The organism is Stenotrophomonas sp. TWI1151 (assembly GCF_039673135.1).
GTDB lineage: Bacteria > Pseudomonadota > Gammaproteobacteria > Xanthomonadales > Xanthomonadaceae > Stenotrophomonas.
Genome location: NZ_JBDJLA010000001.1, coordinates 319,057 through 339,722, shown reverse-complemented (window position 1 = coordinate 339,722; position 20,666 = coordinate 319,057). Strand labels below are relative to the sequence as shown.

Sequence of the window (20,666 nt, the reverse complement as noted above, 5' to 3'; positions counted from 1 at the left end):
GCTACGCGTCGGTCACCACCACCAACGGGACATCGCGCTGCGGATGCCGCAGCACCAGCACCGGCTGCTGGTAGACACGCTCGATGTGTTCCCGCGTCAGGACCTCGGTCGGCGTGCCATCGGCCGCCACGCGGCCCTGCTCCAGCAACACGATCCGGTCCGCATACGCGGCGGCCAGATTCAGATCATGCAGCACCACGATCACACAGGCGCCGGCATCGGCCAGTTCGCGCACCGCGCGCAGGGTGCGCTCCTGATGACGCAGATCCAGGGCGGCCGTCGGCTCATCCAGCAGCAGCAACGGGGTGTCCTGGGTCAGGACGCGGGCAAAGGTCGTGCGCGCGGCCTCGCCACCGGACAGATGCTCCACTTCCCGCTCGATCAACGCATGCAGGTCCGCCCGCGCCAGCGCATCGGCGATGCAGGCGGCGTCTTTGACCGGATCCGGCGGATGCGGCAGCCGCCCCATCGCCACCACTTCATGCACACGGAAGGCGAACCGCACCGCGTGCTCCTGCGGCATGACCGCGCGCTCGCGTGCCAGCGGCTTGGCTTTCCAGTCCGGCAGCGCCTGCCCACGCAGCAGCACCCTGCCCTGATCCGCCTCCAGATCGCCCGCGGCCACCGCCAGCAACGTCGACTTGCCCGCGCCGTTCGGCCCGACCAGCGCGGTGACCGTGCCCGGCACGAAATCCAGCGTGATGTCATCCAGAATGCGTCGTGCGCCGCGGCTCAACTGCACCGACTGCAACTGCAGCAGCGCGCTCATGCGCCGCTCCGGTGGCGCTGACGCATCACCAGCCACAGGAAGAACGGCGCACCCAGCGCGGCCGAGAACAGGCCCAGCGGAATCTCCGACGGCGGATCCAGCGTGCGTGCGGCGGTATCGGCGACCACGATCAACAGCGCACCGGCAACGCCCGAGACCGGCAGCAGCCAGCGATGGCCGGGGCCGACCAGCAGGCGCACGACGTGCGGCACGACCAGGCCGACGAAACCGATCGAGCCGGCGAAGGCGACGGCGGCACCGACCAGCAGCGCGCTGAAGGCAATCAACTTGAGCCGCGTGCGCTTCACATCCAGCCCGAGGTGCTGGGCCTGGCGCTCACCGAGCGCGAGCATGTCCAAGGGCGTGGCCAGACGCAGCAGCGCGATCGTGCCCAGCACGAACACGGGCGCCACCGCGACCACGTCCATCCAGTCGGCCTGGGCCAACGAACCCATCTGCCAGAACACCAGCGATTGCAGCTCGCTCTCGCTGGCGATGTAGGTCAGGAACCCGATCATCGCCGAGCAGAACGCCGCGATCGCAATGCCGACCAGCAGCAATGTCGCCGTGCCGGTGCCCTGCCCCGGCCGCGCCAACAGATACGTCAATGTGATCGCGCCACCGGCACCGGCGAAGGCCGCCAGCGGCAGCGTCCACGCACCGAAGGCGCCGGCACCGAGCACGATCGCCGAGACCGCACCCAAGGCAGCGCCCTGGGTCACGCCGACAATGCCGGGGTCGGCCAAGGGATTACCGAACAACCCCTGCAGGCTCGCGCCGGCCATCGCCAGTGCGGCGCCCACCATCGCGCCCAGCAAGGCACGCGGAATGCGCAGCTGCCAGACCACTGCCAGATCACGGGTACTGACGCTGGCCGGATCGGCCAGCCCCAGTTTCACGCCGATCGCCTGCAGCACCTCCATCGGCGGCAGCCGCAACGGGCCCACCGCGAACGAGGCGATGACTGCGATCAGCAACCCCACCGCAGCCCAGATCAACACGGTCGCGCCGCGCCGGCGCGCAGGACTCAATACCGCCATGCCTCAAGCACTCACGGGCGTGGCACGGTTGCAAATGCCGCGGCCAGCGCCACCGCGCCACTGCCCGAGGCGACGCTGGCGGACTTCAACTCCACATCCGGCATCACCCACACGCGGTTGGCCGCACCGGCCGGCGTCTGCCGGAGCGTTGGATAGGCGCGCCACAGCCCGGCCTGGCCACCGAACAGGGCCAGATCGTTCTCGGTCACCAGAATCACATCGGGCGCCGCAGCCACCACGCCCTCGTTGCTCAGCGCGGAATAATTGGCCACACCGGCTTCGTCGCCGATGTTGATGCCACCGGCGAGCGTGATCAGCTTGCCCGAGGCGCTGTCCGAGCCCGCCACCGTCGGCGCGCCGCCGGCACCGGTCGCGGACACGTGGATCACGCGCGGGTGCCATGCCAACGCGGCACCACTGGCCTTGGCCGCATCCAGCTGCGACTGCACTTTCGTAGCCAGTGCTTCACCCTGCTCGGCCATGCCGACGGCGGCGGCGACCTTGCGCACCTTGTCCGCGGCCGGCTGCAGATCGTCGACGATCACCGCCGCTTCGCCTGCACCGCGCAGCTTGGCGGCCAGATCGGAATGGCGGCGCAGGCTGTTGCCCAGGAACAGGGTGCCCTGCAGGCTCAACACGCCCTCCACACCGGTGGTGCGGTTGAACAGAAATTGTTTGGGGGCCTTGCGGCCGGATTCGGTGGCCGAGCGCAGCGGCGCGGCGTACACCTGCTCGTCCAGGCCGAGCGCTTCGAGCACGGCGATGATGTCATCGCCACCGGCAATGATCCTGGAGGTATCGGTCACCGTGGTGGCCACACCGTCATCGGAGGTGACCTGTGCCGGCAACTGCTGCGTGGCGCCTTCAATGTCGGGTACGTCCACACCCACCACACGCTGCCAGCCCGCCGGCAGCGCTTCGGCGGGCTGCGCGGCCGATGCGGCGGCGGTATCGGCAGCCGGCGCGGCAGGCTCTTTCGAGCACCCGGCAATCACGGCGACCAGGGACAACGCCAGCAGGCTGCGGCGGACAACAATCGACTTCATGGCAGTTCCTCTTTCATCAGAACGGCGGGGCTGATCGCCCCGCCGCCAGTGCAACGCACTGCGCGAAATTCAGTTCGCGCGGGTGCTGATGCGGGTGATGCGGTCGCCCTTGGGATCCTGGGCATCACGCGACTTGTTGACGGCAAACACGCTGCCCTTGCCATCTTCACGCACATGGTTCGGGAAGGTGCCGCCATCCAGGTTGCCCACCACCTTGCCGTTGCCATCGACCACCGTCACCGTACCGGCACCGCGGTTGGTCACATAGGCCAGCTTGGACACCGGCTCGAAGGCCACGTTCAGCGCACCCGCGCCGACCGGCACGTCGTGCAGCACCTTGCCGCTGGCGACATCGACGATCAGCAGGTTGTCGGTGCCCTGCGAGGCCACGTACAGGCGACCGGCCGAGGCGTCATAGGCCACGCCGGAGGCGCTGATCGCGTTGCCCAGATCGATCACCTTCTCCACCTTGCCGGTGGTGGTGTCGATCACCGCCGCTTCCGGCGTGCCGATGCTGACGGTGAACAGCTTGCCGGCCGCTTCATCCAGCACCAGGCTCATCGGGACGAACTTCTTGTCGTCCACGCCCGAGGCCAGGGTGATCGACTCCAGCGGCTGCAGGGTGCGGGCATCGAATACCGAGAGATGATCTTCGCCGGCGGCCGAGGCGAACACCTTGCCATGACGACCGTCGACCACGATGTCGCGGGCATGCGGCACCGCACCCACATCGAACTGGCGCACCAGCGACAGGTCCTTCTGGCGATACACGGCCACGGTGTCCTGGCGGGTATTGGTGACCCACACGTTGCCGTTGGCATCATCCACGCCCACGCCGTACACCGCGAACACTGCACCGCCCTTGCCGCCGGGAACTTCAGCCGGGGTGATCCTGGCCGTGACCTTGAGGGTCTTCGGGTCCAGCTTGAGCAGCTGCGACTGGGTGACCGGCGGGCGACCGACGGCAGCGGTGACGAACACCGCGTTGCTGGCCGCGCTGTACGCGGACTGGTACAGGCCCTGGACCAGTTTGGCCGAGGTCTGGCTGAAGTTCTGCTGGCCGCTCAGCGGCAGGTTCGGCGAGACGCGCAGCGACAGCACCGTGGCCGCGGACGGCTGGCTGGCGCGCACGATCACCGGCTGCTGACCGGGCACGGCATCGGCCGGAATCGCGACGCTGCCCTTGAAGTTGCCCTCGGCATCGACCACGTACGGCGTGGCATTGAGTACCGTCTCACCGCGCAGCAGGGTGACCTGCTGGCCCGGCACGAACTGGCGGCCGATCACTTCGGCATCGCTGCCCGGCACCACGTTCTGGCCGCGGCTGACGACTTCACCACGGAAGCCGTTGGCCGGCGCATCGAACACCGGCTGGGCGAACACGGTCGGGCTGGCCAGCGACAGCGCGAGGGCCAGGGTGGCGACGCGCGGGAGGGTTTTCAGGGTGTACATCAGCAGACTCCTTCTGTTGGGGGCGCGCCGGTTGGCGCGTTGTCACAGTGCTTGCCTTGGCGTGGCCGCGGTCCGTTGCGGCGGTGGCACAGGGCCACGGAACTGCCTGGGTAACGAAAAAATCAGGGGGCCGGCGCGGGTGTGCCGCTGCGATCGGTGATGCCATACAACTGGCTCAGCGTCGCCTTGAGCGATGCCGGCAGCATCGGCCCATGGCCAAGGCCGGGGAACTCGCGGTACTGCACGGTCAGGCCCGGCACCTTGGCCAGGCGGGCGGCCAGCTGCTGCGCTGCATCGGGCGTGGCGCCACCAATGCGGCGCAGATGCGCGACCACGCGCGGATTGGTCATGTCACGCACGCCCCGGTTGCCGGTGCGCTCGTCGCCACCCAGCATCACCGTGACCTGGGCCGGCTGGCCCTGGGCGTTGGCGATGAACTGGCGCTCCATGTCGCCCAGCGGGGCGCCCTGGTTCCACCACAGTGACGGGCTGGCCGACACGTAATGCTGGAACGCGGCCGGCCGGGTATACAGCGTGCTGACCACGAACAGGCCGCCCAGCGAATGGCCCCACAGCGACTGCTGCTGCAGATCGATGCGGGCACGGCGCTGCACTTCCGGCTTGATCCGGCGCTCGATCAGATCCAGGAACGCATACGCATCGCCACCGCTGGACTGCGACGTGCCGTTCTCGTCGTCGGCGGTATCGATCCACGCCGTGTAGTCGCGCGTGCGCGCCGGGGAATCGATGCGCAGATCGTTGTCGTAGCCGATGAACACCAGCACCGGCGCGGCATGCGCAGCCAGATCGGCAAGCATCGCCTGGTCGAGCACCATCGCCGCGGCGTTGCCATCGAGCATGTACAGCACCGGTGCCGGCGTGGCCGAGGCCTTGGCCGGCACACCGACATTCACCCGCCAGCGGCGGGCCTTGTCGGGGCTGTCGAGCACGAAGTGTTCAAAGCGATAGCTCTGCGCCGGCTGATCCAGCACCGTCTCACCGACCTTCTGCTCGGGATTGCGCTGCTGCGCCGAAGCGGGCGACAACGCCGCCATGCCGATGGCGGTCGCTACGCCCAGCGTGCGCAACCACGGCGATACGGAAGAGATCAGCGACGACGAAACAATCATGACTACCCGGAGCGAGGGACGGTGCTATCGCGCCAGTGTAACTCAAATGAGAATGGGTATCACTGACGTTGCGCCACCCGGTTCAGCGCGCGCAATCGCCCGAGGCCTTGCGCGCCGCACCTACCGTCGCGCCGCCCTTGCCACTGGCGGATATCCAGCCCTGCAACGACATCGCGTCCGGCACGCCCTCCGCCATGGGCGCCGCAGCGATCACCAGTTCGCGCGATGTCCCTACCGGGTCCAGTTCGGCCAGGCGTGCTGCCTTGTCACCATCGGTATTGACGATGTCATCCGGACCGGAGGACGGCGTCCGGGTGGTGTTCTCCGTCTTGGTCATCTTGATCCGGATCTCGCCGCCGGCCACATGAGTCACCGCTACCGCGTACAGCTCATTGCCATAGGCCCAGGACGTCTCGCGTTGCGCTGTCGATGTCTGTCCTTCGGCCGGCAGCGCCAGGGCATCGCCCGTGATCCCCTGCACCATCGCCATCCCGCCCATCACCGCCATGTACATGCCGTATGCGCGCATCTGCTTCTCCTCCTGGGTCTTCGCTGCGGGCGCGCCCGGCCAGCTCGCCTCGAGATTCAGATGTGCTTTGCCCTTGCACAGGGTCAGCACGACCGGCTGACCCTCACCGTCGCCGAGGCTGATCAGGCTGTCGCCGTTGCGGAACTGCTGCACACGCCCGATCAGTGATGCGCCGCTCACCGGCACCTGGTTGACCTGCACACTCGAGGCCGCCTCCAGGCGCGCATTCAACGAATCCGTCGCAGCGGTCGCAGGCAACGTCGCACCGATCGCGGCAGCAAGTACAAGAACAGGCAGGAAAACGCGCATGGCATCCAGTCCAACAAGGCGGGACATCATACGCGCCCGATCCTCGGCGGCGCCGCGCATGACACTGCCAAACAGACGGTAGAACGCTCAGCCGCGCGCAACCATCGCGGCGATCGTCGCCGCCAGTTCGCGCACGGCCTGCTCAGAGGTGATGTCGCCCGTCGTCGCCGCATACGAGAGCCCTTCGGCCGCGCCGAGCATGCCCCATAGGCCTGCCAAGGGCAGCGCGCCGGCCGGTGCAAACGGTGAGAGCAGCGCGCGGCACTGCTCGAGAAACACCACGTCGTACTCGCGCTTGATGCGCGCCAGCTCGGGCGAGCCGGCCAGCGCGGCGATCACGCCGGGAATCTCACGCCCCTGCTTCATCACACAGGCCACGTAGACATCGGCGATGACCTGCGCCTTCTCCGCAAGCGTCGAACCGCTGTCGGCAAACCGCGCGTCCATCACCACGCCCTGGCGCGCATCGAAATCCTGGTACAGCGCCGCCAACAGTCCGGCGCGGGTGCCGAAATGGTCATACACCACCGGCTTGGTCACCCCGGCCTGCTCGGCAAGGCGCCCCAACGTCAGTGCGTCAGTACCCTCCTCGCGAATCAGACGCCAGGCCACCTCCAGCAACTGGCGCAGGCGGTCGTCGCGGCTCATCCGGCGACGAGGGGTGGCAGAGGCAGGATCGTGCGGACTTGACATTGCTATATACCAATCGTAACTTACGAGTCGTAACTTACCAAAAGTATACAGCCTCCGCCTCTTTCTGGAATTCCATGCACACCTTGATCGTCACCTCCCATCCCGACCCCGACGGGCTGACCCACGCCGTCGCCCGCCGCATTGCCGACGGCATCGCCGAAACCGCCGGCGCGACAATCGAACTGGCCGACCTGACTGCAGAGGGCTTCGACCCCCGCTTCACCCTGGACGACCTGAAGGGCCATCATCGCCAGGCGCCCTTTCCCGCCGATGTTCTGGCCGAACAGGCCCGCCTGGACCGGGCTGACGCGCTGGTCCTTGTGTTTCCGGTCTACTGGTGGAGCATGCCGGCGCTGATGAAGGGCTGGATCGACCGGGTCTTTACCGGTGGCTGGGCCTACGACGACAGCAGCGGCCAGGGCGTACTCAAGAAACTCGGGCACCTGCCTGTCCACCTGGTCGGCCTGGGTGGCGCCGATGAGCGCACGTGGCACAAGCGCGGCTATACCGAGGCGATGAAGACCCAGATCGACACCGGCATCTTCGACTACTGCGGCGCGCCGGTGCTGTCCTCCACGCTGCTGCTGGAAACAGATGCGGGCGATGCACAGACCCATCTGCAGACGGCGCATGCGCTGGGGCAGCGCATTGCCACCACGCCCGGCGCGGCAGCCCACTGAGCCGATCCGGTGCAACGGCAGGTGCAGCAGACCACGCTCGCCGATGGCAGCGCGACCGCGCGCTTTGCCGACGGCCGCACCGTCAACTGCACCTCGCTGACATTGCCGCAGCCCGGCGCATTGTCCAGGCCGGAGCGCGCCCACCACGCCGGTGAGCGCGCTCGCCTCCATTACTCCTTCGTTTCTTCCGCCTTCCAGGCCGCGACCTTCGCCCTGGTCTGGGCCAGCAGCGCATCCAGCGCCTTGCGGTCATAGCCTTGGCCACGCAGCACCACGTACTGGATGCTGCGTGTGGCCTCGATGTCTTCCAGCGGATTGCGCTCCAGCAACACCAGATCGGCCGCCTTGCCCGGCGCGACCGCACCGTAACGATCCAGCGTGCCGAACCAGGCCGGGCCCGCGCGCGTGGCCGCCGAGAGTGCCTGCGCTGGGGTCAGCCCTTCCTTGACGAACAGTGACAGTTCATCATGCAGGCCGATGCCCGGGTAGTTGAACGAGTTGAGGAAGCCCGCATCGGTGCCGGCCATGATCGTGACCCCGGCCTGCTGCAGCATCGGCAGCACCGCGGCGACCTGGTGGTACTCCTGATGCCGCGCCTGGATCTGTGTCGGCGTGGCCTTGGCCGCACGCTCGACGCGCCAGGCGTAGGTGGCCTGCAGCTTTGGGCCGATGTAGGCCAGATAGGGATCGTCGCGATGGTCGTTCTGGTCCAGGAAGTCCAGGATGCGCCCGCCATTGAGGGTCGGCGTCACGAACACCCCCTTCGCTGCGAAACCGCGATAGGCGGCCATGGCGGTGTCACGGTCGAAGCCCGCATCCAATCGTGCGTTGGCCTGCGCGCGATCGATGCGCTTGGCCGCGAAGTCCGCCGCAATGGCGGCCTCGTCCTTGACGCCGGCCTTGTAGGCATAGTCCAGATGCTCGATGGAGCTGATGCCGGCATCGACGGCCTGCTGGACGGTCAGTGCCATCGGGATATGCCCGGACGCACGCAACCCGTTGGCGCGCGCGCCACGTACCGCGGCCAGGAACAACTCAGGCGTCAGCGTGCTGTCGGTGATCTTGACGAAATCGACGCGGTCGCGCTTGAGGCGCACGAACGCCGCATCCAGATCCGCCTGCGAACCGACTTCGATGGTGCCTTTCCAGACCGGCTTGATGCCTTCGATCTTGGCACCCGAGGTGAACAGCTGCGGGCCGGCCAACTGGCCGCTGGCGATCTCGCCGCGCCACTGCAGCACCTGCTCGGGCAGATCGCCGGACGCGTCACGGATGGTGGTGATGCCATGGGCGATGTACAGCGGCAGCAGCGCCTTGTTCTCTTCGATCAGATCCGGGCCGCCCCCGAAATGCACGTGCATGTCCCACAGGCCCGGAATCAGATAGCGCCCCTTGCCGTTGACCTCCTCGCGGGCCTTCCACGCCTTGCGCATCGCACGATCGCTGCCCATCGCCACGATGTCCTGGCCGCGTACCACGACGGTCTGGTCCGGCACGGTGGAGGCATGCTCCACATCGACCACGGTCGCATGCCGGATCATAAGGTCGGCCTGCTCGGCCGCGAACGCGGAAGGGGCCAGTGCAAGCAGCACGGGAAGGGCAAGACGCAGGGACATGGGCAGTGCACCGGAAAATGGAGAACCGGGCCACCTTACGGTCGGGCCCGGTCCATTCACCAGTTAAATTTTGGAATGCGCGTCATGCACATTCCCGATACACAGTGCCCCGCTCAGACCGCGCCCTGCATCGCCGGCCGCGCCTGCACCTGTTGCAGCCAGGCCGCCACCGCCGGGTGCGCCTCCACCGCAGCGCCCAGATACGTGCCATAGCCGACCACCTGGCCAACCACCAGATCCACCAGCGAGTAGGCCTCACCGAGCATCCAAGGCTGCTGCGACAGGCGCGCCTGCAGCAGGTCCAGCAGCGCGGTGGCGGTGCGGATTGCGGCGGCGGCATGGTCGGCATCGCGCAGCGCATCGTCCGAGGTGGCCAGCCACACGCGACCGATCACCGCGCCATAGGTGACATACGCCCAGGTGCACCAGGACATCGCCTCCAGGCGCGCCGGCGTACCGTCGTGCGGCCACAGACCCTTGGCCACGCCGAAGTGCTCGCCCAGCCACAGGTGGATCGCCAGGGCTTCGAACATCGGCGTGCCATCCACCACCAGGCACGGCACCTTGCCGTTGGGATTGATGGCCAGGTAGTCGGCCGTGCGCTGCTCGCCGGCGCGGATGTCGATCCTGACCCGCTCATGAGGGACGGCCAGTTCGGCCAGGACGCAGGCGATCGGGGTGGCGCTGGACATCGGGTGCCAATAGAAGACGAGGGACATCTGGAACTCCTTGAGTGTGGTCAGGGGTGCGACCGAAGTGGTCCTGCACCGTGGCCTCAAGGCTAGCCACCCTTGCGGACAGAACCCGCCCGCAATGGCTGCTACGCTTTCTCGATGCTGACCGCCTCCGCCCGCCTGCTGAGCCTGCTGTCCCTGCTGCAATCGCGCCCGCATTGGGGCGGCGGCATGCTGGCCGAGCGCATGGGCATCCATCCACGCACGCTCCGCCGCGACATCGACCGGCTGCGCCAGCTGGGCTATCCCATCCACGCCAGCACCGGTGTCGCCGGCGGCTACGCCTTCCGCCCGGGCCGGGCCCTGCCACCGCTGCTGCTGGATGACGATGAAGCGCTGGCGGCCGCAATCGCGCTGCGCACGGCGGTGACCGGCACCATCAGCGGGATCGAGCAGACCGCGATCACCGCGCTGGTCAAACTTGAGCAGGCCATGCCCCCGCGCCTGCGCCCCCGGTTGGACGCGCTGCGCTCGGCGATCCTGCCGACGGACCAGATCGGCCCGCTGGTCGATGCCGGCCGGCTGACCACTCTGGCTGCCGCCTGCCGCGACCAGCTGCAACTGGCCTTCGATTACATCGACCGCGATGGCCAGCCAAGCTCACGCCAGGTGGAGCCCCAAGGCGTGGTGCACACGGACCGGCGTTGGTATCTGGTCGCCTGGGATCCTGCACGCGACGACTGGCGCACCTTCCGCATCGATCGCATCACCAGCACGCCCGTGGTGGGCGCGCATTTCGCGCCGCGCGCCGGGCCCGGCGAAGGCGATCTGCGCCAGTGGGTCGCCCAGGCACTGTCGCTCGGGCAGTACCCCGACGAGGCGCGGATCATCCTGCACGCGCCCTTGGCTGCCCTGCGTCAGCAGATTCCCGCATCGACTGCCGTACTGGAGGTCGTGGATGCGGGGCGTTGCCTGCTGCGCTGCGGCGCCAACCCGCTTGGCTCGGTGATCTATTGGCTGCTGGCCATGGACCTGGAGTTCGAGGTATTGGGACCACCAGCGCTCATCGAGCGACTTCGCCAGACCGCCGAACGGGTGGCCCGCAGCCTGACGCAGCGCCCTGCCGATGCCGAGCCGATGCCCACGGGCGATTAGCCGCCCTGCATTGCCATGGCGGCCGCTGCCATTGCGCTCCACAATGGCAGCATGACCGCCAGTGAAAAACCGAATCGCACCCTGTTCGATCTTGATCTGCTGCGCGCGATGGTGATGGTGGCCGATTGCGCCAGCTTCACCACCGCCGCCGCACGCCTGCACTCCACCCAATCCACCATCAGCCAGAAGATCCGCCGGCTGGAGGAGATGGCGGGCCATCCACTGCTGGTGCGCGGCAACCGCGACGTGCACCCCACCGATGCCGGGCAGCTCGTCCTGGGCCACGCGCGTCAGCTGCTGGCGCTCAACGATCAGCTGCTGGAAGCGCTGGCCGGCACCACGGTGGCCGTCACGGTGCGCTTGGGCGTGCCGGAGGATTTCGTCAGCGCCGCGACCACCCAGCTGCTGGGCGCCTTCAACCGCGAGCACCCCCAGGTCAAGCTCGAAGTCACCAGCGGCCTCAGCCGCGACCTGGCCAATGGCTACGATCACGGCGAACTGGATCTGATCCTGGTCAAGCAGCGCCGCAACAGCCGCGCCGCCGTTGCCTGCTGGCCGGAGACCATGGTCTGGATCGACAGTGCCCGCAATGGCTGCATCGGCCTGGATCCGGTGCCATTGGTCACCTTCCCGCCGCGCGGGCTGTATCGCGACGACATCATCGATGCCATCGAAGCACTCGGCCGCCGCTGGCGGATCAGCTTCACCAGCTCCAGCCTGAGTGGCATCCAGGGCGCGGTAGCCGATGGCATGGGCATCAGCCTGCTGCCGGCACGCGCCCTGAGTCGCGATCACACCGTGCTCGGCGCCGAACAGGGCCTGCCGCCGATCGATACGTTCGAGATCGCCCTGCTCCATCGCGCCACCGCCGACCCGCTGGTCAAGGCGCTGGCACTGCGCTTGGCCGAGCTGCTCAACCAGGAGCGGGCGGTCGCGCCTACTTGAGCTGCAGCGGGTAGCGCTGCCAGAGCACGTGCACCAGGAAACCGGTCAGCTCCGGGTCCTTGCTGGTGATCGAGGCACGGATCTTGTCCAGCAGCACCATGTCGCTGCAGTTGCGCACATCGGCGTGACCGGCCTGGCCGGCGCGGCGCGCACGGTAGCGGGCCGCACGCTGCGCATCGGTCATCGCGTAGCCGAACGTGGGCGGACGGCCGCGCTTGCGCGGCAGCGTCAGTTCCAGTGTTCCGGGGTCTTGTTCATCGCGCATGACGGACGAGGATGCAAACGGGGGCGCGCACGATATCGTGAGACATCACTTTAATCCAGCGTTTTCCGTGGATTTCTGCATTTGCGACGCAAGCGTCAGCGCCACGCCTCTGCCACGCGCGCGCCCGCCCACACCAGCAGCATCCCGCCGACCAGGCTCACCCCGAGGTACAGCGGCACCATCAGGCTGCGATCGGTACGGGTGAACACCAGCGACTCGAGCATCATCGAGGAGAACGTGGTCAGCCCGCCCACGATCCCCACGATCAGAAAGGCGCGCCAGTACACTGCGGCCGTGCCCCGACTCTGCAGCCAGATCATCACGTAACCCGCCACGAACGCGCCGACCAGGTTCACCGTCAGCGTGCCCCACGGGAAGCCAGTCCCGAACTGGCGCAGCATCGCATCGCCGATCATGAAACGCAGCGCCGCGCCCAGTGCGCCACCGGCCATCACCAGCCCAAGCTGCTGCCACCACAGGCCCAGGCCTTCCATCAGTCAGCGCCTTTCTCTGCCCGCGCCTGTGCCCGCGCCGCACGCAGGCGGTCCAGCTTCTCTTTCAGCTTGATCTCCAGCCCGCGCGGCACCGGTTCGTAATACACGCGCTCACCCATCGCATCGGGGAAGCCGGTCTGATCCAGCGCAATTCCCCCGTCCGCGTCGTGATCGTACTGATAGGTCTTGCCGTAGCCCAGCTCCTTCATCAGCTTGGTCGGCGCGTTGCGCAGGTGCAGCGGAACCTCCTGGGTACCGGTCTCGCGCACTTCCTGCTTGGCCTTGTTGAAGGCGGCGTAGCCGGCGTTTGATTTGGCGGTACTGGCCAGATAAAGCACGAGTTGCGCGAAGGCGAGCTCGCCCTCCGGGCTGCCCAGGCGTTCATAGATATCCCACGCCTCCAACGCCATCGACTGCGCGCGCGGATCGGCCAGGCCGATGTCCTCGATCGCCATCCGGGTCAGGCGCCTTGCCAGATACGACGGATCGCAGCCGCCATCGAGCATGCGGGTCAGCCAGTACAGCGCGGCATCGGGGTTGGAGCTGCGCACGGATTTGTGCAGCGCCGAGATCTGGTCGTAGAACTGCTCGCCGCCCTTGCCGAAACGACGGGTGCGATCGGCCAGCACCTGCACCAGCATCTCCGGACTGATCCGCCCGCCGTCGCCGCTGGCCAGTTCGGCCGCGATCTCCAACAGCGTCAGTCCACGGCGCACGTCACCATCGGCTGCGGTTGCGATCTCCAGCAACGACTCGGGTGCCACCTGCAGATGCTCCGCGCCCAGACCGCGCTCGGTGTCCTGCAGCGCACGTTCCAGCGCCTCGACGATGTCACTTGGCGACACCGACTCCAGTACGTGCACGCGGCAGCGCGACAGCAGCGCCGAGTTCAGTTCGAACGAGGGGTTTTCGGTCGTGGCGCCCACGAACACGATCGTGCCGCGCTCGATGTGCGGCAGGAACGCATCCTGCTGGGCCTTGTTGAAGCGGTGCACCTCGTCCACGAACAGCACCGTGCGGCGCCCCTCGGCGAAGCGCTGCGCGGCCTCGGCCAGCACCTGGCGCACCTCCGGCAGGCCGGACAGCACGGCGGAGATCGCGCGGAACTCGGCATCGGCGTAATGCGCCAGCAGCAGCGACAGCGTGGTCTTGCCGCAGCCTGGCGGGCCCCACAGGATCATCGAGTGCACATGGCCGGACTCGACCGCCCGGCGCAGCGCGCTGCCCGGTGCGAGCAGGCGCTTCTGGCCCACCATCTCGTCCAGCGTCTGCGGGCGCATCCGCTCGGCGAGCGGACGCATGTTGTCCCGATCCACGGTCAGCAGATCGGGCCCATTGAAAGTCGTTCGGTTTCTGGCCACGTGTCTAGTGTATCGCGGCAGATTGCAGCGGGCATGCCGGCCAGCGGCCGGCACTACACCGTCATTCGCCGATGACGTCCACACCCTTGGCCGGGGTGAAGCTGAAGGTGCCCGAGGCGAAGCTCGGGTTGCGCTTCCAGCCAGTGAAGCTGATCACCGTGCGCTGGCCAACCGCATCCACGACTTCCATGCGGGCCAGGCCCTGGCCATTGAAGCCCAGTGCGGCGTACTGGAAGGCGGTATCGGTATCACGCTTCGGGCTCAGCGCCAGCCACTGCAGGCCATCACGCACGGCCGCCTCTTCGCTGACGTCGTACTGCTTGTCCAGCAGCGCCGGATTGATCAGGGCGGTCAGCGGGCTGTTCTGCTCTTCCTGGCCCTGCGGGCGCACGCTGGCCTGCTCCAGGTCCGGCTCATACACCCAGACCTTCTTGCCATCGGCCACGATCAACTGTTCGTGCGGCTTGATGTACTCCCAGCGGAACAGGCGCGGCGCGGACAACGCAACGCGGCCGCTGGTGGTTTCCTTGACCTTGCCCTTGCTGTCGAACACCTGCTGGCTGAACTGCCCGTCCAGGCCCTTCAGACCCTGGGTGAAGCGGTTGAGCTCATCACGGGCGCCCGCCCAGGCCGACGCCGAACCGACACTGGCGACAACCAGGGTGGCAGCAAGCAGGGAGCGGCGGAAAGTGGTGTGCATGCGGGTATCCAGGCGAATGGGAAGGATGGGAGGCAGTGTGCCCATTCAATCCTGAATGGGCGATCAGGGACACATTATGCGCTGGAAACCAGATCCATCCAGCGCCCTCACGGGCCAGCCTGCACCGTCTTCAGATCCCCGTACACCACCTGCCCACGGAACCCGCGCCGGACCTGCTGGTACAGCTCGCGGAAGGCGGCATAGTCCTGCGGCAGGCACAGCGCATCGGCCCCGCGCACGGCGCGCTGGTGCAGTCGATGTCGCGCGGTGATCACCTGCCCGTCGCGCGTCCACTCCACCTGATACTCACCGGCCGCGTTGGCGAAGTGCTGGCTGCGCGGAATCGCCACGATCGGCACGTTGGCCGGGAAGGTCAGCTGGTAGCGCTCATCGCGCAGACTGTCGTTGCAGTAGAACGGCGTGGCGTTGTCCGGCGCCGATGTGCTGGCGTACAGGTCGCGGAACGATTGGCTCCCCGGTGCGTCAGGCACCCCCATCCCGCCGACCGCGCCGAAATCGACGTAGTCGCTGGCCTGGAAGTCATAGCGGAAGTTGAACGGCCGGGTCAGGTCCTGCGGGTCGCCCAGCAGTGTCAGTGCGCCACTGCCGTCGAAGCCGGACGCGGCCATCATCGATTCTTCGGCACGCGCCCGGTTCTGCGCGTTGAGCCGCGCGAAGGCGCCGCGCATGCCAATTTCGGTCACGCCGCTGGGGTGCAGCACGGTCTGGCCAGACAGATTGCCCGCCGCATCGAACCGGAACGCCGCCTCGATCCCGGTGCCGTTGCGCGAGGCATCGTTGGCCGGGGTGCGCGCCAGCACGGCCTGGCGGGTATGCAGCACCGGCGCACCGAGATCGCCCTCGGGCAACTGGCCAACACGCGCATAGGGCGCGGTCGAGTCCAGGTACAGATCGAACTCGGGGATGTAGGTGATGGCGTGGTCGAAACGGCCCAGCAGCGGAATCGCCGGCAGCGTCGGCCCGCCGCCGGCACCGATCAGCACCGGCGTGCTCTGGATGCCCCGCGCAGCCAACAACGCCTCCAGGATCACGACATGGTCTTTGCAGTCGCCGTAGTGGCTGTCGAGGATGCTCTGCGCCGCGTTGGGCTCCAGCCCGCCGTTGCCCAGGTACACCGCCACGTAGCGGATGTTCTGCGCCACCCAGCGGTACAGCACGGCAGCCTGCTCGCGGCGGTCGGTGATGCCACGGGTGAGCTCGTCGGCCAGCGCCTGGATCTGCGGCGTGACCGCGGCGGCCTCGCCACCTTTGAGCTGATAGGCCTGCGCCACCTGCGACCAGTCACGATACGTACTGGCCATGATGGTGGGGCTGTACTCCCACGCGGCGGCGGACCAGTTCTGCGCCTTCAGTGGATCCGTGCGCCGGTACGTCCATTCCCAGCGTGCCATGCCATTGCGCACACGCGGCGCCTGGCTGCCCTGCACGCCACGCTGTTCCACCTGCATGGGCAGATCGGCAGGCGCACTCAGGGTCACGCGGGCATCGTCGTACTGGGTGAACACGCTGAAGGTTTCCCACAGGCCGAAGTAGCCCGGGAAATACGGCGTGTTCTGGGTGCGCCGGGTCTGGTAGACCACGCGGGTACCGGGCGCCAGATTCGGGAAGACCACCACGCGCACCTTGCGGTCGGCGTACATCGCCGCGGCCGCGCTGGAATAGCTTTCCTGGGTATAGATGCGGTCAGCCGGCACGTCGCGGCGCTGGCCGTCCGCCGTCAGGGTGTAGGCCTGCAGCACCTCCAGCGTCTCCATCTTCTCGCTGTAGCTCAGCCGCACCTGGCTGAACTGCTCGACCGCCGATTTGGTCTTGAGCAGGATGTCGTACTCTTCGGTCTGCGTATTGCCCGCATCGGGGCGCACCACGTAGTCGGCACGATAGCGTACGAAACTGAAGTTGTTGCTGGCCTGCGCTTCAGCGCCCGCGGCCGGGCCGCCCTGCCCGCCCGGGGTGGTCGGTGCAACGGGTGTCGCGGGTGTCGCGGGTGCCGGTACGGGCTGGGCATCGGCCCACGCCACTGCCGGCGCAAGCGTCATGGCGCCCAGCATCGTCCAGATCATCGGCTTCATTGCAGGTTCCTTGTGCTCGGCAACACCCGGGCAGCGCCCGGGTTCCATACAGCCAGGCCGCGCCCGGCGTTACTTGGGCGGGGGCGGCGCCAGCACGCTACGGTCGCCATTGTGCTCGGGCGGGCTGACCACGCCAGCCGCCTCCATCGCTTCAATCAGGCGCGCAGCACGGTTGTAGCCGATCTTCAGGCGACGCTGCACGCCGGAGATGGAGGCACGGCGGGTTTCGGTGACGATGCGCAGGGCCTCGTCGTACAGCGGATCGGACTCATCGCCGCCACCGCCGCCCGCCTCGGGCAGGCCACCGGGGCCGACCACGACGCCATCGCCCATCATCTGCACTTCGTCCAGCACGCCGGTGATGTAGTCGGTCGGGCCGCTGGCCTTGAGATGTTCGACCACGCGGTGCACTTCCTCATCGGAGACGAACGCACCGTGCACGCGGTCCGGCAACGCGGTACCCGGCGGCAGGTACAGCATGTCGCCATGGCCGAGCAGCGTTTCCGCGCCGGACTGATCCAGAATGGTGCGCGAATCGATCTTCGAGCTGACCTGGAAGCCGATACGGGTCGGGATGTTGGCCTTGATCAAGCCGGTGATCACGTCCACCGAGGGGCGCTGGGTGGCCAGGATCAGATGGATGCCGGCCGCACGCGCTTTCTGCGCCAAGCGCGCAATCAGCTCTTCCACCTTCTTGCCGACGATCATCATCATGTCGGCGAATTCGTCGATGAAGATGACGATGAACGGCAGCGTCTCCAGCGGGCGCGGGGCCTCGCCGAGTTCCGGGTTGGGCTTGAACAGCGGGTCCATCATCGGCTGCCCGGCGTCCTGGGCATCCTTGACCTTCTTGTTGAAGCCGGCCAGGTTGCGTACGCCCACCGCGCTCATCAGCTTGTAGCGCCGCTCCATTTCGGCCACGCACCAGCGCAGGCCGTTGGCGGCCTCCTTCATGTCGGTGACCACCGGCGCCAGCAGATGCGGGATGCCCTGGTAGACGCTCAGCTCGAGCATCTTCGGGTCGATCATCAGCATCCGCAGGTCTTTCGGCGAGGCCTTGTACAGCAGGCTCAGCACCATCGCGTTGACCGCCACGGACTTGCCCGAGCCGGTGGTGCCGGCCACCAGCAGATGCGGCATGCGCGCCAGATCGGCCACGGTCGGGCGGCCGGCGATGTCCTTGCCCAGCGCCAGGGTCAGTACGCTGGCGGACTTGTCGTATTCCTTGGAGCGCAGCAGCTCGGAGAGATAGATCATCTCGCGGGTGACGTTGGGGATCTCCAGACCCACCACCGACTTGCCCGGAATCACATCGACCACGCGCACGGATTTGACCGACAGCCCGCGCGCGATGTCCTTGTCCAGCGAACTGATCTGGCTGACCTTGATGCCCGGGGCCGGCTCGATTTCGAAGCGGGTGATGACCGGGCCGGGATAGGCACCCACCACCTGCGCATCGATACGGAAGTCCTTGAGCTTGAACTCGATCTGGCGCGACAGCGTTTCCAGCGTGCCCTCGTCGTAGCCCTTGGGCTGCGGCTTGGGATCGTCCAGCAGTGCCAGCGGCGGCACGTCCGAGCCATCGCCATTGACCCCGCGGAACATGGGAATCTGGGTCTCGCGCTTGGCGCGGTCGCTCTTCTCCAGCACCGGCTCCGGGCGCGGCTCGATCTTGACCGGCTCGCGCTTGGCGCGGACCTCGGCGTCGACCTTGCGCACTTCCTGGCGCTCCTCGCGCATCGCGCGGGTCTGCTGCCACTCGGTGGCCTGCTCTTTCTTCTTGTTGAACAGCGGCGGCAGCGCCAGCACCCAGTTGCCGATCTTCTCCATCACCACGAACCAGGAGATGCCCGTGGCCAGGGTGATCGAGGCCAGCAGCAGCACCAGCACGAACAGGTTGGCGCCCAATGCGCCGAAACCGACGCTGAGCGAGCTGCCCACCAGCTTGCCGAGGATGCCGCCGGCATGGGCCACATCGGCCACGAACAGGCGCAGATGCAGGAAGCCGGTGCCGGCGATCAGGAAACCGACCAGGCCGACCAGGCGCAGCGCCGGATCCAGGTCATGCTCGCCCTTGGCTTCCCGCTTCAGGCCGAACATCGCGATCCAGGCCAGTGCGCCCAGCACGATCGGCAGCACGAAGGCCATGTAGCCGAACAGCTGCAGCAGGACATCGGCGATCCAGGCACCGGCGCGACCGCCCATGTTGTGGACCGGCGCGACCACGCTGCCGGTATGCGACCAGCCAGGGTCGGTGGCCGAGTAGGTGAACAGACTGGCGACCAGATACAGCAATGCCGGGGCGACCGCGATCAACCCCAGGTCGCGCCACAGGCGCTGCCGGCGCGGATTGTCCTCGCCGGCCGGTTTGCGCGGCGCTGCCTTGCTGTCGGACGCCTTGGCTCGTTCCGGGACCTGTTTCGCCACCTTAGACCACACCTTGGGAATGCACTGTTAGTGCTTGATAATAAACGACTGGATCCCACCCCGGTAGGTGCCGGCCGTTGGCCAGCACGGCCAGCGTCAAAACTCCGGCACCGGAATGGGCGTCGTGCCCGGCGGGTCGCCGCGTTCCACTGCGCGCCTTGAATCGCCCCGCCCCTGCCGCCACTCTATGACTTCGCTCGGACGCCGCGCAATCACCCTGCCAGTGTCCCGCCCTACCTTCTATTGCGAGCTTACATGAGCAACTCCAAGCACTCCCGCCTGTTGATCCTTGGTTCCGGCCCGGCCGGCTGGACCGCCGCCGTCTACGCCGCGCGCGCCAACCTCAAGCCCGTCGTGATCACCGGCCTGCAGCAGGGCGGCCAGCTGATGACCACCACCGAGGTGGACAACTGGCCTGGAGATGCACACGGCCTGATGGGCCCGGACCTGATGACCCGCATGCAGGCGCATGCCGAGCGCTTCGAGACCGAGGTCATCTTCGACCACATCCACACCGCTGATGTCTCCCAGCGCCCGTTCAAGCTGATCGGCGACAGCGCCGAGTACACCTGCGACGCCCTGATCATCGCCACCGGCGCCACCGCCAAGTACCTGGGCATCCCCAGCGAAGAGGCCTTCAAGGGCCGCGGCGTGTCCGCCTGCGCCACCTGCGACGGCTTCTTCTACCGTGACCAGGACGTGGTCGTGGTCGGCGGCGGCAACACCGCCGTGGAAGAGGCCCTGTACCTGTCCAACATTGCCCGCAAGGTCTACCTGGTCCACCGCCGCGACACCCTCAAGGCGGAAAAGATCATGCAGGACAAGCTGTTCGCCAAGGTCGCCGCCGGCAAGATCGAAACCGTGTGGCACCACCAGGTGGACGAAGTGCTGGGCAACGACGCCGGCGTGACCGGTGTGCGCGTCAAGTCCACGCTGGACGGCAGCACCCGTGACATCGAGGCCCATGGCTTCTTCGTGGCGATCGGCCACCACCCCAACACCAGCCTGTTCGATGGCCAGCTGACCATGAACAACGGCTACCTGGACATCCGCTCGGGCCTGGGCGGCAACGCCACCCAGACCTCGGTGGAAGGCGTGTTCGCCGCCGGCGACGTGGCCGACCAGCACTACCGTCAGGCGATCACCTCGGCCGGCTTCGGCTGCATGGCCGCACTGGATGCCGAGCGCTATCTGGATGCGAAGGGTCAGGCGAGCTGATCTGACGCCCGAATCGCGCAGCACACGAAGGCCGGTGAATCATTCACCGGCCTTTTTACTGGCCGGTACGTTC

19 protein-coding genes are annotated in these 20,666 nt (G+C 67.4%); 4 read left to right on the top strand and 15 right to left on the bottom strand.

Annotation, left to right across the window (positions count from 1 at the left end; translation table 11 throughout):
• Window position 1: 1 nt before the first annotated feature.
• The 7 genes from ABE422_RS01505 to ABE422_RS01475 form a co-directional block, all read right to left on the bottom strand.
• On the bottom strand, window positions 2–769 hold the full coding sequence (locus ABE422_RS01505; protein ID WP_313211025.1) for a heme ABC transporter ATP-binding protein: 768 nt from the start codon (window positions 767–769) through the stop codon (window positions 2–4).
• Window positions 766–1,800, bottom strand: coding sequence for an iron ABC transporter permease (locus tag ABE422_RS01500; protein ID WP_313219192.1), 1,035 nt, complete (start codon window positions 1,798–1,800; stop codon window positions 766–768). The genes ABE422_RS01505 and ABE422_RS01500 overlap by 4 nt, the downstream gene beginning before the upstream one ends.
• A gap of 20 nt (window positions 1,801–1,820) precedes the next feature.
• On the bottom strand, window positions 1,821–2,855 hold the full coding sequence (locus tag ABE422_RS01495) for an ABC transporter substrate-binding protein (RefSeq protein WP_313211026.1): 1,035 nt from the start codon (window positions 2,853–2,855) through the stop codon (window positions 1,821–1,823).
• Window positions 2,856–2,924: 69 nt separating this feature from the next.
• On the bottom strand, window positions 2,925–4,307 hold the full coding sequence (locus tag ABE422_RS01490; protein ID WP_346482306.1) for an ATP-binding protein: 1,383 nt from the start codon (window positions 4,305–4,307) through the stop codon (window positions 2,925–2,927).
• A gap of 122 nt (window positions 4,308–4,429) precedes the next feature.
• Entirely contained in the window at window positions 4,430–5,437 is a 1,008-nt protein-coding gene (locus ABE422_RS01485; RefSeq protein WP_346482304.1) for an alpha/beta hydrolase-fold protein, read from the bottom strand.
• 82 nt (window positions 5,438–5,519) lie between these two features.
• Window positions 5,520–6,335: a hypothetical protein gene (locus tag ABE422_RS01480; protein ID WP_346482303.1), complete on the bottom strand. Its 816-nt coding sequence runs from the start codon at window positions 6,333–6,335 to the stop codon at window positions 5,520–5,522.
• Between the two features lie 27 nt (window positions 6,336–6,362).
• Window positions 6,363–6,923 carry a TetR/AcrR family transcriptional regulator gene (locus ABE422_RS01475; protein WP_346482302.1) on the bottom strand — a complete coding sequence of 187 codons (561 nt, stop codon included), beginning with the start codon at window positions 6,921–6,923 and terminating at the stop codon, window positions 6,363–6,365.
• Between the two features lie 119 nt (window positions 6,924–7,042).
• On the opposite strand from ABE422_RS01475, the gene ABE422_RS01470 reads away from it, so the two are divergent.
• Window positions 7,043–7,648, top strand: coding sequence for an NAD(P)H-dependent oxidoreductase (locus ABE422_RS01470; protein WP_346482301.1), 606 nt, complete (start codon window positions 7,043–7,045; stop codon window positions 7,646–7,648).
• Between the two features lie 170 nt (window positions 7,649–7,818).
• On the opposite strand, the gene ABE422_RS01465 is transcribed toward ABE422_RS01470, so the two are convergent.
• Both ABE422_RS01465 and ABE422_RS01460 read right to left on the bottom strand, forming a co-directional pair.
• Entirely contained in the window at window positions 7,819–9,264 is a 1,446-nt protein-coding gene (locus tag ABE422_RS01465) for an amidohydrolase family protein (RefSeq protein ID WP_346482300.1), read from the bottom strand.
• 113 nt (window positions 9,265–9,377) lie between these two features.
• Complete coding sequence (locus ABE422_RS01460; RefSeq protein WP_346482299.1) at window positions 9,378–9,983, bottom strand: glutathione S-transferase family protein; 606 nt, start codon at window positions 9,981–9,983, stop codon at window positions 9,378–9,380.
• A 72-nt stretch (window positions 9,984–10,055) separates the two neighbouring features.
• Here ABE422_RS01460 and ABE422_RS01455 point away from each other — a divergent pair, with 72 nt between their 5' ends.
• Window positions 10,056–11,093, top strand: coding sequence for a YafY family protein (locus ABE422_RS01455; RefSeq protein WP_346482298.1), 1,038 nt, complete (start codon window positions 10,056–10,058; stop codon window positions 11,091–11,093).
• Between the two features lie 51 nt (window positions 11,094–11,144).
• Entirely contained in the window at window positions 11,145–12,038 is an 894-nt protein-coding gene (locus tag ABE422_RS01450; RefSeq protein WP_346482296.1) for a LysR substrate-binding domain-containing protein, read from the top strand.
• Here ABE422_RS01450 and ABE422_RS01445 read toward each other — a convergent pair.
• The 6 genes from ABE422_RS01445 to ABE422_RS01420 form a co-directional block, all read right to left on the bottom strand.
• On the bottom strand, window positions 12,031–12,303 hold the full coding sequence (locus ABE422_RS01445) for a hypothetical protein (protein WP_019184750.1): 273 nt from the start codon (window positions 12,301–12,303) through the stop codon (window positions 12,031–12,033). The genes ABE422_RS01450 and ABE422_RS01445 overlap by 8 nt on opposite strands.
• Before the next feature lie 95 nt (window positions 12,304–12,398).
• Entirely contained in the window at window positions 12,399–12,797 is a 399-nt protein-coding gene (crcB, locus tag ABE422_RS01440; protein ID WP_313211036.1) for a fluoride efflux transporter CrcB, read from the bottom strand.
• Window positions 12,797–14,098 (bottom strand): replication-associated recombination protein A, encoded by a 1,302-nt coding sequence (locus ABE422_RS01435; RefSeq protein WP_346482295.1) that lies wholly within the window; start codon window positions 14,096–14,098, stop codon window positions 12,797–12,799. Before ABE422_RS01435 ends, crcB begins: the two co-directional genes overlap by 1 nt.
• Window positions 14,099–14,219: 121 nt before the next feature.
• Window positions 14,220–14,858, bottom strand: a complete 639-nt coding sequence (gene lolA / locus ABE422_RS01430; protein ID WP_070471577.1) for an outer membrane lipoprotein chaperone LolA — start codon at window positions 14,856–14,858, stop codon at window positions 14,220–14,222.
• 107 nt (window positions 14,859–14,965) lie between these two features.
• Window positions 14,966–16,939 carry a DUF3857 domain-containing protein gene (locus ABE422_RS01425; RefSeq protein WP_346482535.1) on the bottom strand — a complete coding sequence of 658 codons (1,974 nt, stop codon included), beginning with the start codon at window positions 16,937–16,939 and terminating at the stop codon, window positions 14,966–14,968.
• Window positions 16,940–17,017: 78 nt separating this feature from the next.
• Window positions 17,018–19,375 (bottom strand): DNA translocase FtsK, encoded by a 2,358-nt coding sequence (locus tag ABE422_RS01420; protein ID WP_121036781.1) that lies wholly within the window; start codon window positions 19,373–19,375, stop codon window positions 17,018–17,020.
• A 255-nt stretch (window positions 19,376–19,630) separates the two neighbouring features.
• Between ABE422_RS01420 and trxB the strand changes: the two genes are divergently transcribed.
• Entirely contained in the window at window positions 19,631–20,593 is a 963-nt protein-coding gene (gene trxB, locus ABE422_RS01415) for a thioredoxin-disulfide reductase (protein WP_102788476.1), read from the top strand.
• Window positions 20,594–20,666: the final 73 nt, after the last annotated feature.